Source organism: Chitinophaga sp. (genome assembly GCF_017745275.1).
Lineage (GTDB): Bacteria > Bacteroidota > Bacteroidia > Chitinophagales > Chitinophagaceae > Chitinophaga.
Window position 1 is genome coordinate 442,720 of sequence record NZ_JAGHZS010000001.1, and the last position, 15,106, is coordinate 457,825.

The window sequence follows — 15,106 nt, forward strand, 5'->3', positions numbered from 1 at the left end:
GGAATTTTAGAATTTAACAGATGCGCCAAATACGAAGCTGGTAGTGATTGGATAACCCAGCCTGTCCTGCTCCGGATCCCAGCCCCTTGGGAAATGATGAATAGAGAACAGGTCACTCACGCTGCCGTATAAACGAACACCCTGCAGGTGTATCGTCTTCATCCAGCTACCCGGCATAGAATAACCCAGGCTGATATTCTTCAGGCGGAAATAGTTTCCTTTAATCAACCAGAAATCAGACATCGCGTAGTTGTTGCCCGCGGAAGTGTTGGTGTAGCGCGGAAATTTCGCTGCCAGGTTTTGTTCCGGCGTATTGTATTTGCTCCAGGAATTACCATCCAGTATAGCGGGGAAGTTGCCGTAATTTTCTGTTAATGGCCGCACGATATCAGATCCCAGTTGAGAGCGTTGTTTACCTACGCCCTGTAAAGCAATACCGAGGTCCCAGTTTTTATACCCCACCTGTATGGAGGCGCCATACTGGTAGCGTGGCAGGGAACCTCCTAATAACACCCGGTCGTATTCCGGTGAAATTTTACCATCAGGCACACCCTCCGGGCCGCTGATATCTTTGTAACGGACATCGCCAGGTTTTACGTTGGCATTGAGTTTGGGCGATTTATCCACTTCATCCTGTGTTTGATAAATCCCGTCTGATACATAGCCATACCATTCGTTAAATTCACTGCCCTGCTTTTTGATCTGGTCGCCGAGGAACACGGTACCACCGAGGTCGCCCATTTTGGTAATGAAGTCAGACACGTTTACAGATACGCTGTAATTGAAATCACCGATGCGGTCGTTCCAGCCCAGTTGTGCTTCCCAGCCTTTGGTATACATTTTACCGGTGTTCTGGAAGGGATTGTCGTAGCCAATAAAATCAGGTATTTCCAGTTCCAGCAAAATATCGCTGGTGGTTTTCTGGTAGTAGTCGCCGGTAAAGCGCAGGCGGTTTTGTAAGAAGTTAACATCAGCGCCTATATCCCATGACCGGGTTGTTTCCCAGGAAATATCGCGGATGGCATATTGCCATTGTGCGGCTGATTGGCCGGATACGATGGTATTACCTTTATAGAAAAGGGAATTATTTTCGAAAGATAGCAAAGCTTGGTAGGGGTAATTTCCAATACGCTCATTACCCAATGCGCCTATAGAGGCGCGTACTTTCAGGAACGACAACCAGGGCGCTGTTTTCTTCAGGAATCCTTCCTCAGACATCACCCATCCGGCAGAGAAAGAAGGGAAGGCGCCCCAGCGGTACCCTGGCGCAAAACGCGACGAAGCATCATAGCGGATATTTCCCTGCAGCAGGTATTTATCTTTATAACTATACATCAACCTGCCAAACCAGGAACGGTAAGCATTTTCAAAGGCGCTGCCGCTGTTATCACGGAATTCCAGCGGACCAAGGTTGAGGTAAGGATAGTTATCCAATTGATACTGCCCCCTGGAAGCCCCCAACAGCTCATCATGCGCTTTGTAAAACTCATAACCTGCCATCAGGTTAAAGCTATGGTGCCTGAACTCTTTGGTATAATTAGCGAAGAACTGGGTGGTATAACGATAGTTATCATTACGGGCTTCTTCCAATTTGGTTTCTGTAGCACCTTCTATATACCCGGAAATAGAACCGGGATTATTGAAGGCGGTATAAGGGATTTTCTTCGTAAACTTTTTCCCTTTGTCGAAATTCAGGAAAGGCGCTACCACTGCGGAAAATTTCAATCCTTCAACAGGCGTAAAATCGATGCCGATTTTTCCACCCAGCTGGTTGTACCAGTTATCATTAAAACCGCCAAATTTTGTCAATGCATAAATATTAGCGCCATCTTTTCCGGCGCCCACGCGGCCATCAGACCACATAGCGGCATAAATAGGCGGCACAATACCCAGCTTATACATGGGGTCTATCATAGGATATGGAATAATAGGCGCGGAGGTAATAGTACGTCTAAAGTTAACGTCTACACTGGCAGAGAGGTATTTATTGATAGTAATATCATTGTTGACACGCGTGGTGATACGATCGTAAGAGCGGTTATCATATAAAGCGCCATTTTTATCATACACCAGTGATATACGGGAACGCAGCGCTTTTCCGGCGGCGCCAATACTGAGCATATGTGTTTCGCGTGGTGCGCTGCTATGCAGCAGGAGTGCGCGCCAATCGGTGTTAGGATATTGATCCGGGTTTTGTGCGTGCAGTTGTGCGTAGTTATCTACAATATCTTTTGTATAGGTGGGATATTCGTTGGCGTTATTGCCGTTATCATTCCATCTCAGTTCATTAGTGAGCTGCATAAACCGCACCGCATCTACATACTGTGGTAGTTTGGTAGGTTTTTCCAGGCCATATTCATAGCTGTAGTTAAGATCCAGTTGTCCGTTCTTCGCGCGTTTGGTGGTAACGAGGATAACCCCTGCTGCCGCACGGGAGCCGTAGATAGAGGCAGAAGCAGCATCTTTCAGTACAGAGATATTCTCGATATCATTGGGGTTGATGGAATTCACATCGTCTACCGGCACGCCATCGAGGATAACCAGCGGCGTAGCACCTTCGTCTCTAATAGAGGTAATACCACGTACACGGATTTGCGCAGTTGCTCCGGGGCCTTTATTATTGCGCGTTACCATTACACCGGGCATCGCACCCTGCAGTGCCTGTGATACCTGGGTAGTTTTCCGGGCGGCTACGGCTTCGCCTTTCACGCTGGCAACGGCGCCGGTAAGGTCGCTTTTTTTCACGGTACCATAACCAATTACCACCAGTTCATCGAGTGCGGTATTGGTGGCTTTTTTTAGCCGGATGTCGAGCCGGAATTGCCCTGCCAGGGTCACTTCCTGTTTTTCGAAACCGATATAGGAAAACACGATGGTGGCGCCATCATTGATATCACTGAGTTTATAGTCGCCCATTTCGTTGGTGACGGTAGCTTTGGAAGTGCCCTTCCATAGCACCGTTACGCCGGGTAATGGCGTACCGGTATCATCTGTTACCCGCCCGATGAGCGACATAGGAAATGCCATGAATTTTAATACAGGCGTTGTAGTCAGATGAACCGCTTTCTTAATAGAAATGGTTTTGTCTACGATAGAGAAAGTAAGGTCTTGTCCTTTCAAAGCCTTGGTGAGCAACTCTTCCAGGGATACTTTTTCCACATCCAGGGTAACGGGGTGACTATCTTTCAGCAGAAAGTTGTCGTAAAATACGACACAACCGGTTTGCTTTTTGATAGCGGAAAAAACCGTTTTGAGTGATACATCTTTCCCTGAAAAACTCACGGTTTGAGAAAGTCCTGTAGCACTTACATTCAAAAAAACAACCGTCAAAAACAGAAACGTTAACTTCATAGCTAACAGCATTTTGGTTGAGCATAGCCCGCGATGCCCGATGGCTGGTGTTGGTACCCTTTGGGCAATAGCAACGGCCATCCGGCTGCAAAGAGCGTTACAATTAATTTGCATACATTTGCATTGTTTGGTTGAGTGAATAAGGAGTCTTCGCCGACTTATTTTGTTCATGCTATCAAATGCCGCCGGAAATATGTCCAGTATTTCCGGTTTTTATTTGCATAGCAGTTTCATACGCGTAATCGTGGGTGACTTACGCAGTGGAATTTGTTAGTTTCATCAATAAAATAAAACGTGGTTTGGTGTTTACTTAAGTACTGTAATATTTTTCCCCTCTATTTTAAATTTAACATCATTGGCTTCCAGGATACTTAACACTTCCGACAAGGGCAATGAGCGCTGCATACCACCACCAAAGCTCCTCTTCGGGATAGCTCCTTCGTAGCTTACTTTTACATCATACCATTGTTCAATTTGTTGCATCACGGTAGGCATATCAGCATCGGTAAACTGGAAGAATCCATTTTTCCAGGCAATAATTTCATCGGTATCTACATTATTCATCACTAATAATGCACCATGATGATTTACCTGCGCCTGCTGCCCGGGCTTCAGTATGGTGTTTGCGCCGGCGCTGCTTACCTTTACGCCTCCATCCAGCAGCGTAGTGCGGATATCAGGCAACTGTTCATAGGCATTTACATTAAATCGTGTACCCAGCACCGTGATATCAACTGCGCCGGCATTCACTACAAACGGGTGGTGTACATCCATGGCCACTTCGAAATATACTTCCCCGGTGATATTTACTTTCCGGTTGTCGCCGGAGAAAGCAGCAGGAAAGGAAATGGAAGAGGCAGCGTTGAGCCAGGCGATGGTACCATCCGGTAACGTGAGGCGGTATTGTCCACCTCGCGGCGTCACCATTTTGTTATACATCTTTTCTCCGGCGCCACTCCCTTCATAGGTAAGTTCTCCGTTGCGCTGCTTTACTATTTTTATATTGCCTTGCTGTGCCAGCAAACCATTGCCGGCACTATCCAGCGTGATGACGCTGCCATCTGCCAGCGTAAGTGTAGCTTTATTGCCTCCTGGCGCCACCTCATTTTTATACCGGCTTTGCTTATCGGCTATCACCGGTGTAGTAGTATGAGTATGCCGTAACGCCCACCAGCTGCCGGCTCCCAGCAACAGTACGCTGGCAGCGGCCCACCAGCCGTAGCGGATAATGCGGGCGGGTTGCTTTTCCGGAACCGTACTGAATAATGCCTTTTCAATACGATCCGACATAACATCTGGCATGGCTGTATGTGGCACATGGGAGGCCCATGCATCTCCCAACGCTTCTTCCAGCTCCTCCTGCGTGGCGGTAGTATCTATCCATACCGCCAGCTCCTCCCTCTCGGCATCTGTGGCGGTATCGTCAAAGTATTTTTCAACGAGGTATTTAATTCTTGCTGACAGCATCCTGGTTATTTATGTTAATCAACATCCCCTCCACGGTATCTATCTTACTATAGACAAACGGGAAGGAAACTATAACTAGTCCGGAAGAAAATATTTTTATTTTTGGAATGCCACCAGGATCACCAGCACACAAGATGCGCCGGTAGCGGATTGCAGGTGTATACCGAGCTGCTCCCGGATGGTACGCAGGGCAGCAATCATATGGTTATTCACCGTAGCGGGGGAAATATTGAGGTGCCGGGCTATTTCATCGTGTTTTAATCCCTGGTCCCGGCTAAGGGTATATACCAGCTTTTGTTTGGGAGGTAGTTTATCCAGCGCCTTGTTCAGCCGCGCTCTCACTTCCTGCACTTGTAAATGATCTTCGGCATTGTCGTGCGCCGTAAGATGCAGTTTATTAATTTCTGCCAGGATCAACGTTTCTTTGGCCATCCGCCGGAAGGCATTCAATACCTGGTGCTGGGCCATCCGGTAAATATAGCCTCCAAACTGTTCAATATGCAGCAGTTGCTGACGATCTTTCCATAGCTTCAGAAAAACATCCTGAATTACATCTTCTGACATTTCCGGGGAATTGGTTAAGCGCAGGAGGAAGCTATATAACTTATGCTTGTGCCCGTGAAAGAGGCGGGTAAACGCTTCTTCATGCCCGGCAGCAGCCAGTTGCAGCAATCGTTGTTCATCAGTTACATGCTCCATGGAACAGGATAAGTGGAATAGTATTACATAACGTAGATCAGACTAAAATTAAAAAAAATGGGGAAACAAGGGGAAATATTTTTTGGGGAGATGAATGTTATTGGCTCGTTACTCTTAAAACGATGATGTCTGATTACATTAGAGAATTTCAAGAAAAAGAATTGACAGAAAGAGTATTAAGAGAAGCGAAAAGCAAACGGATTGCAGGATGGGCTGCTGCAGGAGCTGCTATTACGGGGTTAATCGTTGCGATAATTAGCCTTTAAAATAGCCTTAGACAAGATTTTCTCTTTCTAATGATACTGCCAGATGCGACGGGTAACTTGCACTCGTCACATCTGTGCTATCGTCTTATGCACATTTTTCTGTTCCTGTTTTCTTAATTCCTTATTTGTTCTGATATTATAACTTTTTCCTTTTTCAGCCAGCATGAACCAATAGAATGCAGGGATGTTATCATCCGAGTGTAATTCCAACCTTATAAATAATTCATCATTAGGAAATTCCTTCTGATGGATAATTCTGCTTAAGCGAGTAGCATCCACACTGATTTCAGCTGCAAACTCCTTTTGCGTTTTTTCTAGTATACGGATATAAGTAGCAAGAAAATAACCAAAATGTAATTCCTCCTGGTACTCCCGTGCCTCTATTACATCCAATATCTGAAATCTCAATTGCATCAACTGACCTCTTAAGCGTTCCTGCTTAGTTCGATTATTCCACATCTCCATTCGCAGTGCCACAAATTCCTTGTCTGCTGCTGCCTTTTCAGCTGCAGAAAGGCCGTGAGGGTAAATATTATCCGGATCAAGTGGTTCCTTTTTTTTCTTCTTTGCTTTCATTCAAATTAATTTTTATATATTCTGTAATCAAGGCGTCTGAGCTACTTCCCTCTAACACAAGATGTTTTCCAACTGGCCTAAAGTGATACTTTTCAATGTAGTGCGATATAAGTTCTGTTTTGGGGATTAAGGAAACGAAGCCATCAAATCCACTTTTAAATGATAACTGGCATGCAAAAGTGATAAGATTCCCTGCTACCCGATCATACAATTTTGTCTTCCCCCTGTTTTCCCGGGCCAATTCCAATAACTTAATCTCCACTCTTCGCTCTGCCTCATAAATCAAAACAGACATTAACCCAAGAATGCTATCATCGTTGAAAAGGGTTTGTTTGTAAACATTATGAATCAACTCTTGTTCCCATTCAAAATCAAATCTCTTTTTTTCTGATTTTGTTAATTCATTTTTCTGAAGAAGGGAAATCCTGGCGTCTTCGTATTGGCCAGTTTTAATATTTAGTACTTCCATATAAAGATAATGAAAATTTATCAAAATCATCAATTAATTGATGTATTTTATCAATTAATTGATCAAAACAATCAATTTATAAAAAGATTGGAAAGCTGTTACTACAGTTATGCCGAAGCAGCGATAACAGATAAACAGGGGCTTATTTTGATGTCAGGAGCTGACATCATTCGCAGATTGGTTGAAGCAACCAAATTTATATTCGCAGGGTTAAACAAATCGGTTCTCCACTACTCACCACTCACCTATCCTGGCATTTATAATCATAATACACATTACCATATAAATAGTACTAATACAGACCCAATAAAAAAGCGAAGAGGGAAGCATACATACTTCCCTCTTCGCCCATATAAAATCATCTTAAACCTACAACTCCCTCACCCAGATATTTCTAAAGCTCAGCGGCTCACTCTTATCACCATGTGCCTGCAGCTTAATAGGACAAGCACCATGTGCCTGGCGATAAGCTGCCTGGCCAATATATTGGGTAGGTCCTTTCAGTTCTACATCATTTTGCACCACTACACCATTAAAGAATACCGTTACTTTAGCAGGTTTCACTACGGCGCCATCGGCACCAAATACAGGTGCATTCCAAACTACATCGTAAGTATTCCACTCGCCGGGTTGCAGGGTGGGATTAGCCAGTGGCACATATTGTTTGTAGATACTGGCTGCCTGCCCGTTCGTATATGTTTTATTTTTATAAGAGTCCAATACCTGCAATTCATAACCAGCATCCCCTTTACCGAGGGAGGCGAGGAATACGCCACTGTTACCGCGGGCCTGGCCACTACCGGTAATATTGGAAGGTACACGCCATTCGATGTGGAGCTGGTAGTTGGTGAAAGTTTTTTTGGTTTCGATGTTACCCACCTTCTTATTTACGGTCAGGACACCTTTTCCTACCAGCCATTCTGCAGGCTTGTCGCGGTCGTCGGCCATTACCCATTGATCCAGGTTGGTACCATCAAAGAGTACGATGGCATCAGAAGGCGGAGCGCCGGGCTTTTTAGCTGGAATTACTTCCGGTGGTACGGGTGTATATACTTCTGTATCTTCAGGCTTTGCTTTCTCCTGGGCATTAGCGGCACAAAATCCACCTGCCAACAACATCGTAAATAAGAATTTTCTTTTCATAATGAAATGAGTGTTTAACTGGAATTTAAATGTGGGTTCAATAAAGTAACCGGTAGCACAATAATAGATAAAATCCGATAGGGACGCAAGCATTATTATGTCGGCGGCAAGTCATTTGGTAACATACAGTTAACACTAAAATGGGTTCTTTGAGGATTGTTTATGCTTAATTGTAGGGTGCTGTCATGAAAAAGAAAGGGGTTTACCAGTTTATCGTTCTATGCTTATTTATCTTTCCAGCTTCGGCGCAGGACTCCCTGCAACGACAATTGCAGGCGGCCGCAACACTAAGCCAGCAGTCGCCCGATGCTGCTTTCCTTGCGCTACGCAAAATGCATGACCAGGCAGTAGCTTCCCACGATGACGCCGCCGCAGGCAAATGCCTGCAACAAATGGGACGCATCTGCTTCACACTCGGCCACTACGCCAAATCACTCGAATACTACCAGGAAGCCGCTACCATCTTCGGCAATAGCCATGAACAGGCCGCAGAAGCCGCTACTATGAACGACATCGGACTGCTCTACTACCGCAATATCAATAAAAAAGCTGCCAAAGTACAGTACGATAAAGCCTTCGCGCTGTACAAGGCCATCAACAATAAACCCGGTATGGCTGCCACCTATGGCTATATAGGCCACCACTACGAAAAACAACAACAATACGATAGCGCCTTCTTCTTCCAGCACCTGGCACTGAAACAATACCAGGCCATCAGGGATACCTTCGGTATGGCCGGCATTTACGAAAACCTCGGCACCATTCATGAAGACCTGGAAAAATACGACAGCGCCCTCTACTACTTCCAAAACGCATTACGCCTATACGAATTGCACCACGAACGCAGCGCAGGAATTGAAATCATTAATAATATCGGGGATGTATTAAGAAAAACAGGCGAGTATAAACGCAGCATGCCCTTCTCTAAAGAAGCACTGGCCATTGCCCGCAACACCAACAATAAATACCAGGAAGCCGCTGCCGGGAAAGATATCGCCAAAACATTTAACCTGTTGGGCCAAAATGACAGCGCCTATTATTATATGGAGCAAAGCCGCAAATGCCTGGCGGAAATTTATTCTGCCCAGAATAACCAGCAAATGAACTTCCTCCAGATCATTTATGATACCAATAAAAAGAATGATGAAATCATACAATTGGAAAACAGCCACAAAATGAACCGCATCATTTATACGGCCATTGTTATAGTGGTAGTGCTGCTCGTGATCCTTTGCCTCCTCACCATCTCCCGCCAAAAGTTGAAAATCAGCCAGGAAAAGGCAGAAAAAGAAAGAAATGCGGAAATAAACCGGGTACAAAAAGACCAACTGGAACTGAAAAGTAAACAACTCGCCACCCACACGCTCGACGTCATCCAACGTAACCAGTTCCTCGATGAACTGAGAAACAGCCTTTCCCAACTGGTACAAGACGATAAAAGAGACCAGAAAAAACAACTGCAGCAACTGGTACTGAAAATCAACCAGACCGTTAACCACGAAAAACAATGGAAAGAATTCACCGGCATCTTTGAACAGGTGCACCAGGTATTCTTCGACAAACTCAATGCATTATACAGCGACCTTACCACCAACGATATCAAATTACTGGCCCTCCATAAAATGAATATGGACTCCAAAGATATGGCTACCATTCTCGGTATTTCTCCCGATAGTTTGCGCGTAGCCAGGTATCGTCTCCGGAAAAAATTAAACATCCCCGAAGGCGATACCCTCAACACTTTTGTACAGGGACTATGACGCTTAACATTGCGTTAATATGCCGGTAACATAATGGTAATGGCGGATCGTGTTACAAATAAACAATTAATTTTCAACTACTTACCAGTCATTTGTATACGCTGATTACGCTTTGTTTACGGGGCTGTTAACGCTGTTTACGTTTTGCTTACGGTCGTTTCTTGCAATTTTTTTCATAGCAGATCACATTTGCGATACCATTTACGAACAACACAAACGGTATCAAATTCATTACAAATGAAGACACTTTTAACAACGTTGCTATGTCTGTTGCTCAGCGTCACCATCGTTAAAGCCGATGGCCTGAAAGGACATGTTTACGATCAGAAAACAGGGGAACCGCTGGTAGGCGTTACCGTTATACTCGAACAAACCAAACTGGTAGCCCTCACCGGCCTCGATGGTTCCTTCGAATTCAAAAAGGTAACTCCCGGCAAATTTACCCTCGTTATTTCCCACCTTACCTACAAAACGCTTTCTCAATCTGTCACCGTAGTGGAAAAAGACAATCCACATATTACCATTTATCTCAGTGAACGCAACAGCAAAGGACTCAGCGAAGTAGTAGTATCCGCTACTACCAAAGCCTCCTCAGAAAAAACTGCCCGCAAACTGGAACAGAAATCCCAACAGGTAATGAACGTAGTATCCGGCGCCGCTATCGAAGTATCGCCAGATCTGACCGTAGCCAACGTGATTCAACGTGTATCCGGCGTATCTATTGAACGCAGCAGCAACGGCGACGGACAATACGCCATTCTCCGCGGAATGGATAAAAGATATAACTATACCCTCATCAACGGCGTGAAAATACCCAGCCCGGACAATAAATACCGCTACGTACCACTCGATATCTTCCCATCCGAACTACTCGATCGCCTGGAAGTATACAAATCACTAACGCCTAACATGGAAGCCGATGCGGTAGGCGGTGCGGTAAATATGGTGATGAAAGATGCCCCTAACCAGCTTTCGCTCAACGCCAATGTAGCCACCGGTTATAGCCAGATGCTACTGGATAAAGGATACACCCGCTTCGATGCCGGCGGTATCAACAGCAAATCGCCGTATGAAATTCATGGTAAAGACTACAATGCCACACCAGCCGACTTTGCTACCGGCACCCTGAATTATAAGGCTAAAAACTTTGCACCTAACATCGTAGCGGGCTTGTCTGTAGGCCAGCGCTTTTTCCATAATAAACTGGGCGTTATTGTAGCCGGTAGCTTCCAGAATAACTACCGCGGTACCACCAGCACCTTCTACGATGCTTCCAATGTTGGTACAGAGAAATACCAGAAAATCTCCAACATGCGGGAACGCCAATACAGCGAACAGCAACAACGCAGCGGAATACACGCTAAAATTGATTATGCCATCAATGATAATAATAAGCTGTCGCTCTACAACGCTTACATGAACCTGTTAAGCTTCCAGACAAGAGACGGCATCACTACCAATGTGGGTAACGGATTTGACCCGGTAAACGGCAATGCACAACTGACTTATCAAAGCCGCTCCCGGAAAACAGATCAGAAGATCTACACCTCTACCCTGCACGGTGAACATAAACTCGTTCCCGGTACATTAAAACTGGATTGGTCGGCCGTTATCTCCTCTGCCTTAAACGAAGTACCTGACAACACCACCGTTGATTTATATGGCGTACGTACCAACTTCCAGGATGCACGTACAACAGTATCTAAGAGCACCCGTCGCTGGGAACGTAATACCGACAACGATATTGCCGGTTATCTCAACCTGACCTATACCGCAAAGATCGCCGGTACCAAAGTGGATTTCTCTGCCGGAGGCTTATATCGTGATAAACAAAGAAGCAGCTTTTTCAACAACTATAAATTCCTGCCAACAGACCTGAACGCTACGTATGGTAAAGACTTTTCCAGCTACGCCGACATCAAATGGAATATTGAAAAAGCAACAGGCGCGGTAGATAATGCCTTAACCTATGATGCTTCTGAAAAAACTACCGCCGGCTACGGTATGTTTAAATTCAAGGCAGCAGATTTGGAAGTAACCGGTGGTGTACGCGTGGAGCACACCGATCAGGGTTATGATATGTTGTTCGCCAGGGGAGAAAGCAGACCTGCCGGCCACCAGGTATATACAGACCTATTGCCCAGCCTGAACCTGAAATATCAATTAACCTCCCACCAAAACCTCCGTGGTTCATACTTCCGCTCCTTAAACCGCCCCGGCTTCTTTGAACTGGTGCCAGGTGTTATTGTGAACGAAGATTATACCGAACGTGGTAACCCGGATCTGAAACGCGCCATCGCCGACAACTTCGACCTGCGTTACGAATTATTCCCTAACCATACCGATCAGTTGCTCTTTGGCGTATTCTACAAAAAAATACAGGATCCCATTGAAAACACCATCGTTTCCGACGCCGTACGCGGACAGGATCAGTACTATACACCGGGTAACTTTGGGAACGCCCGCAATTACGGACTGGAAATAGATTATATCAAATTCTTCCATAAAGTAGGATTCAAAGCCAACTACACCTATACCAACTCCAGTATCACTACACCGAAAAGCTACCGGTACACAGATGATAAAGGCAATCAAACCACGGGTAAAGTAGATCAGACAAGACCATTGTATGGTCAGTCGGCACATATCGCCAACCTCTCCCTGTTGTACAAAGACACACAACATGGCTGGGATGCACAGCTGGCAGGCGCTTACACCGGTCCGCGTATTAATGTGGTATCCCAGTTTGTGGATAACGACTACTGGCAGAAAGGATTTATACAGATGGATATCTCCGTGGAGAAAAAGTTCCGCAACCACTTCAGCATTTTCGCTAAAGCCGGTAACCTGCTGAACACCCCTACCACCATCTTTATCAAAGGTGCGAACAAAGAAAACCAGGACGTACCCGGACAAAACAATGCCAATGAAACACTGATCAGGAAAGACTATTACAAACAAACTTACCTGCTCGGCGTACGCTACAAATTATAAACATCTTCAAAATATTATCATCATGAAGTTGATACAAACGCTTTGCTACACCGCACTCATCATAGCCCTCGTTAGTAGTTGTAAAAAGGCCAACCTCTACGTAGACCTGACTGAAAAACCGGTTGATACTTCCGGTATTCACGGAGAAGTATCCGGTGTATGGCCTAAATTCAGCACCCTGCGCGTTACCGGCGATATCATTATCCCGGAAGGTAAAACGCTGATCATAGAAGAAGGCGTCACCATCATCATGGATACCCTCGCCAAACCGGAAGTGATTGTAAAAGGGAACCTGTATGCTATGGGAAAAACAGGCAGTCCCGTAAGCTTTACCATCCACGAAAAAGCACGCACGGAAGCCAACAAATTCGGTAAGCAATGGGGCGGTATTCTCGCGGCACCCAGCTGCGGGGAATTGCTACTGGATAACGCGATCCTGGAATATGGCGGCGCTACTACCACAGAATCTTCCACCTCCGTGAAAATGGGCCTGTACAAAGCCAGCAGCGGAGAAAACCTGCCCGCTTTATGGTATAGCAATACGAAAGGAAAACTGGTAGTCAACAATTCCATTTTCAGAAATTTCAATGAAGATTGTACCTATATCGAAGGAGGAAAAATTATCTTCTCTAACAATCAATTTTATACTACCGGCATCACCGGCGGTGAAGGCATCAACATCAAATCCGGTTGTATTGCGGACATCGCATTTAACTTGTTTTATGCTACCAATACCAACGCGCTGAAGCTGTCTAACGCCGGTGAACGTACGCCACAGGCACATGTGATCGCCTACAACAATACCATCCTCAACACCGGCTGGAGAAGGCCTACCGTGAAAGGTGGTTCCATCTGGGTGGAAGCTGCCGTATTCGTGGAATTACATAATAATTTATTTGCCAACACACGTTTTGGTATTAAGAGAGATACCAAAAAAGTAGAGGACGCCCGCTCTGTGATCAGTAACAACATGTACTATGGATTTGATCAGGCAACAGTAGACCAGTTCCAGCCTTCCAAAGAAATAATAGCCGGCAAAAACGACGTTATCGGTACCAAAGCAGGACAAAACGATCCTAAATTCGTGAACTACCCGCTCAACACGGCGATGAACAACGCTACCTTTAATACCGGCTGGAATTTCCAGGTACAGGCAGGATCCCCTGCTATTGGCGCAGGCACCACTGCTTTTACCCGCAACTTCCCGAACGGCGTAGGGATGGAAAAATATCCCTATCCTTCTCCGGATCCATCTACTACTATCGGCGCTTTTTCTGCCAAAAACTAACTTAAATGATTAAACGAAATATAGCTTTATTATGCACAGCAGTCCCCGGACTGCTGTGTTTTCTTGCCTGCGCCGGTTCTGCCGGTTCAGCGAAACATCACGCTGCCGACAGCGTTATTCAACCGGCCGTAGTCACTGCTCCTGTGCAATTTGACTCCGACGATCCGGCGATCTGGGTGAATCCCGTTAATCCGGCGCAAAGCCTGGTGATTGGTACGGATAAGTCGGCAGAAGGCGCCCTTTACGTGTTTGACCTGCAAGGCAAAATAAAACAGGTGGTATCCGGTTTGCAACGCCCTAACAACGTGGACATTGCCTATGGGCTGTTGCTCAACGGAAAGCGTGTAGACTTTGCCGTTACCACCGAACGTATCACCCACAAACTTCGTTTCTTTTCCCTGCCGGATATGCAGCCCATTGATGGCGGCGGCATTCCCGTATTTGAAGGAGAAACCGGTAAACAGTACCGGGATCTGATGGGCATCGCTGTTTACACCAATCAAAAGGGAGAACATTATGCCATCGCAGGCCGCAAAACCGGTCCGCAGGATGGCACCTACTTATGGCAGTACCTGCTGACAGACAACGGCGCCGGCCAGGTAAAAGCAACCCTGGTCCGTAAATTTGGCCAGTACAGCGGCAAGAAGGAAATTGAAGCCATTGCGGTAGATAATGAAGCAGGATATGTTTATTATTCAGATGAACAACATGGCGTGCGACAATATTATGCAGATCCGGAAAAAGGTAATGAAGAATTAGCATTTTTCGGAACTACCGGGTTTACCGAAGATCACGAAGGAATTTCCATTTATAAAACCAGGGCGAAGAAAGGATATCTGCTGGTATCCGACCAGGGAGCCAATAAATTCCATATCTTCAGCCGGGAAGGAACACATCACAAGCTGCTGAAAGTGGTAACAGTAGCCGCCAGTCACAGTGATGGCTCCGATGCAGTCAGTGTGCCATTAAATGATACGTTCCGTCATGGCTTGTTTGTAGTGATGAGTGACGACAAAACCTTCCACTATTATCGCTGGGAAGATATTGCCGGTAAACAACTGGAACTTGCGCCAACAAAAAAATAATGCCCGCT

The 15,106-nt window shown here is 45.7% G+C and carries 10 protein-coding genes; 4 read left to right on the forward strand and 6 right to left on the reverse strand.

The window, feature by feature from the left end; translation table 11 throughout:
- Window positions 1–6: 6 nt before the first annotated feature.
- The 6 genes from J7623_RS01720 to J7623_RS01745 all read right to left on the reverse strand — a co-directional run bounded on the left by J7623_RS01720 (window position 7) and on the right by J7623_RS01745 (window position 7,971).
- On the reverse strand, window positions 7–3,351 hold the full coding sequence (locus tag J7623_RS01720; RefSeq protein ID WP_291916500.1) for a TonB-dependent receptor: 3,345 nt from the start codon (window positions 3,349–3,351) through the stop codon (window positions 7–9).
- A gap of 306 nt (window positions 3,352–3,657) precedes the next feature.
- Window positions 3,658–4,818: a FecR family protein gene (locus J7623_RS01725; protein ID WP_291916503.1), complete on the reverse strand. Its 1,161-nt coding sequence runs from the start codon at window positions 4,816–4,818 to the stop codon at window positions 3,658–3,660.
- Between the two features lie 96 nt (window positions 4,819–4,914).
- Window positions 4,915–5,517, reverse strand: coding sequence for an RNA polymerase sigma factor (locus J7623_RS01730; protein ID WP_291916506.1), 603 nt, complete (start codon window positions 5,515–5,517; stop codon window positions 4,915–4,917).
- 332 nt (window positions 5,518–5,849) lie between these two features.
- Window positions 5,850–6,359 carry a hypothetical protein gene (locus tag J7623_RS01735; protein WP_291916508.1) on the reverse strand — a complete coding sequence of 170 codons (510 nt, stop codon included), beginning with the start codon at window positions 6,357–6,359 and terminating at the stop codon, window positions 5,850–5,852.
- Window positions 6,325–6,828, reverse strand: a complete 504-nt coding sequence (locus tag J7623_RS01740; protein ID WP_291916511.1) for a hypothetical protein — start codon at window positions 6,826–6,828, stop codon at window positions 6,325–6,327. The genes J7623_RS01735 and J7623_RS01740 overlap by 35 nt, the downstream gene beginning before the upstream one ends.
- A 369-nt stretch (window positions 6,829–7,197) precedes the next feature.
- Window positions 7,198–7,971, reverse strand: coding sequence for a DUF1080 domain-containing protein (locus J7623_RS01745; RefSeq protein WP_291916513.1), 774 nt, complete (start codon window positions 7,969–7,971; stop codon window positions 7,198–7,200).
- Window positions 7,972–8,156: 185 nt separating this feature from the next.
- Here J7623_RS01745 and J7623_RS01750 point away from each other — a divergent pair, with 185 nt between their 5' ends.
- The 4 genes from J7623_RS01750 (at window position 8,157) to J7623_RS01765 (ending at window position 15,098) form a co-directional block, all read left to right on the forward strand.
- Window positions 8,157–9,731, forward strand: coding sequence for a tetratricopeptide repeat protein (locus tag J7623_RS01750; RefSeq protein ID WP_291916515.1), 1,575 nt, complete (start codon window positions 8,157–8,159; stop codon window positions 9,729–9,731).
- Between the two features lie 237 nt (window positions 9,732–9,968).
- Complete coding sequence (locus J7623_RS01755) at window positions 9,969–12,725, forward strand: TonB-dependent receptor (protein WP_291916517.1); 2,757 nt, start codon at window positions 9,969–9,971, stop codon at window positions 12,723–12,725.
- A 22-nt stretch (window positions 12,726–12,747) separates the two neighbouring features.
- The gene (locus J7623_RS01760) at window positions 12,748–14,013 is read left to right on the forward strand and encodes a hypothetical protein (RefSeq protein WP_291916519.1); all 1,266 of its coding nucleotides are present in this window, start codon (window positions 12,748–12,750) and stop codon (window positions 14,011–14,013) included.
- A 5-nt stretch (window positions 14,014–14,018) separates the two neighbouring features.
- Complete coding sequence (locus J7623_RS01765) at window positions 14,019–15,098, forward strand: phytase (protein WP_291916521.1); 1,080 nt, start codon at window positions 14,019–14,021, stop codon at window positions 15,096–15,098.
- The last annotated feature ends 8 nt before the right edge of the window (window positions 15,099–15,106 follow it).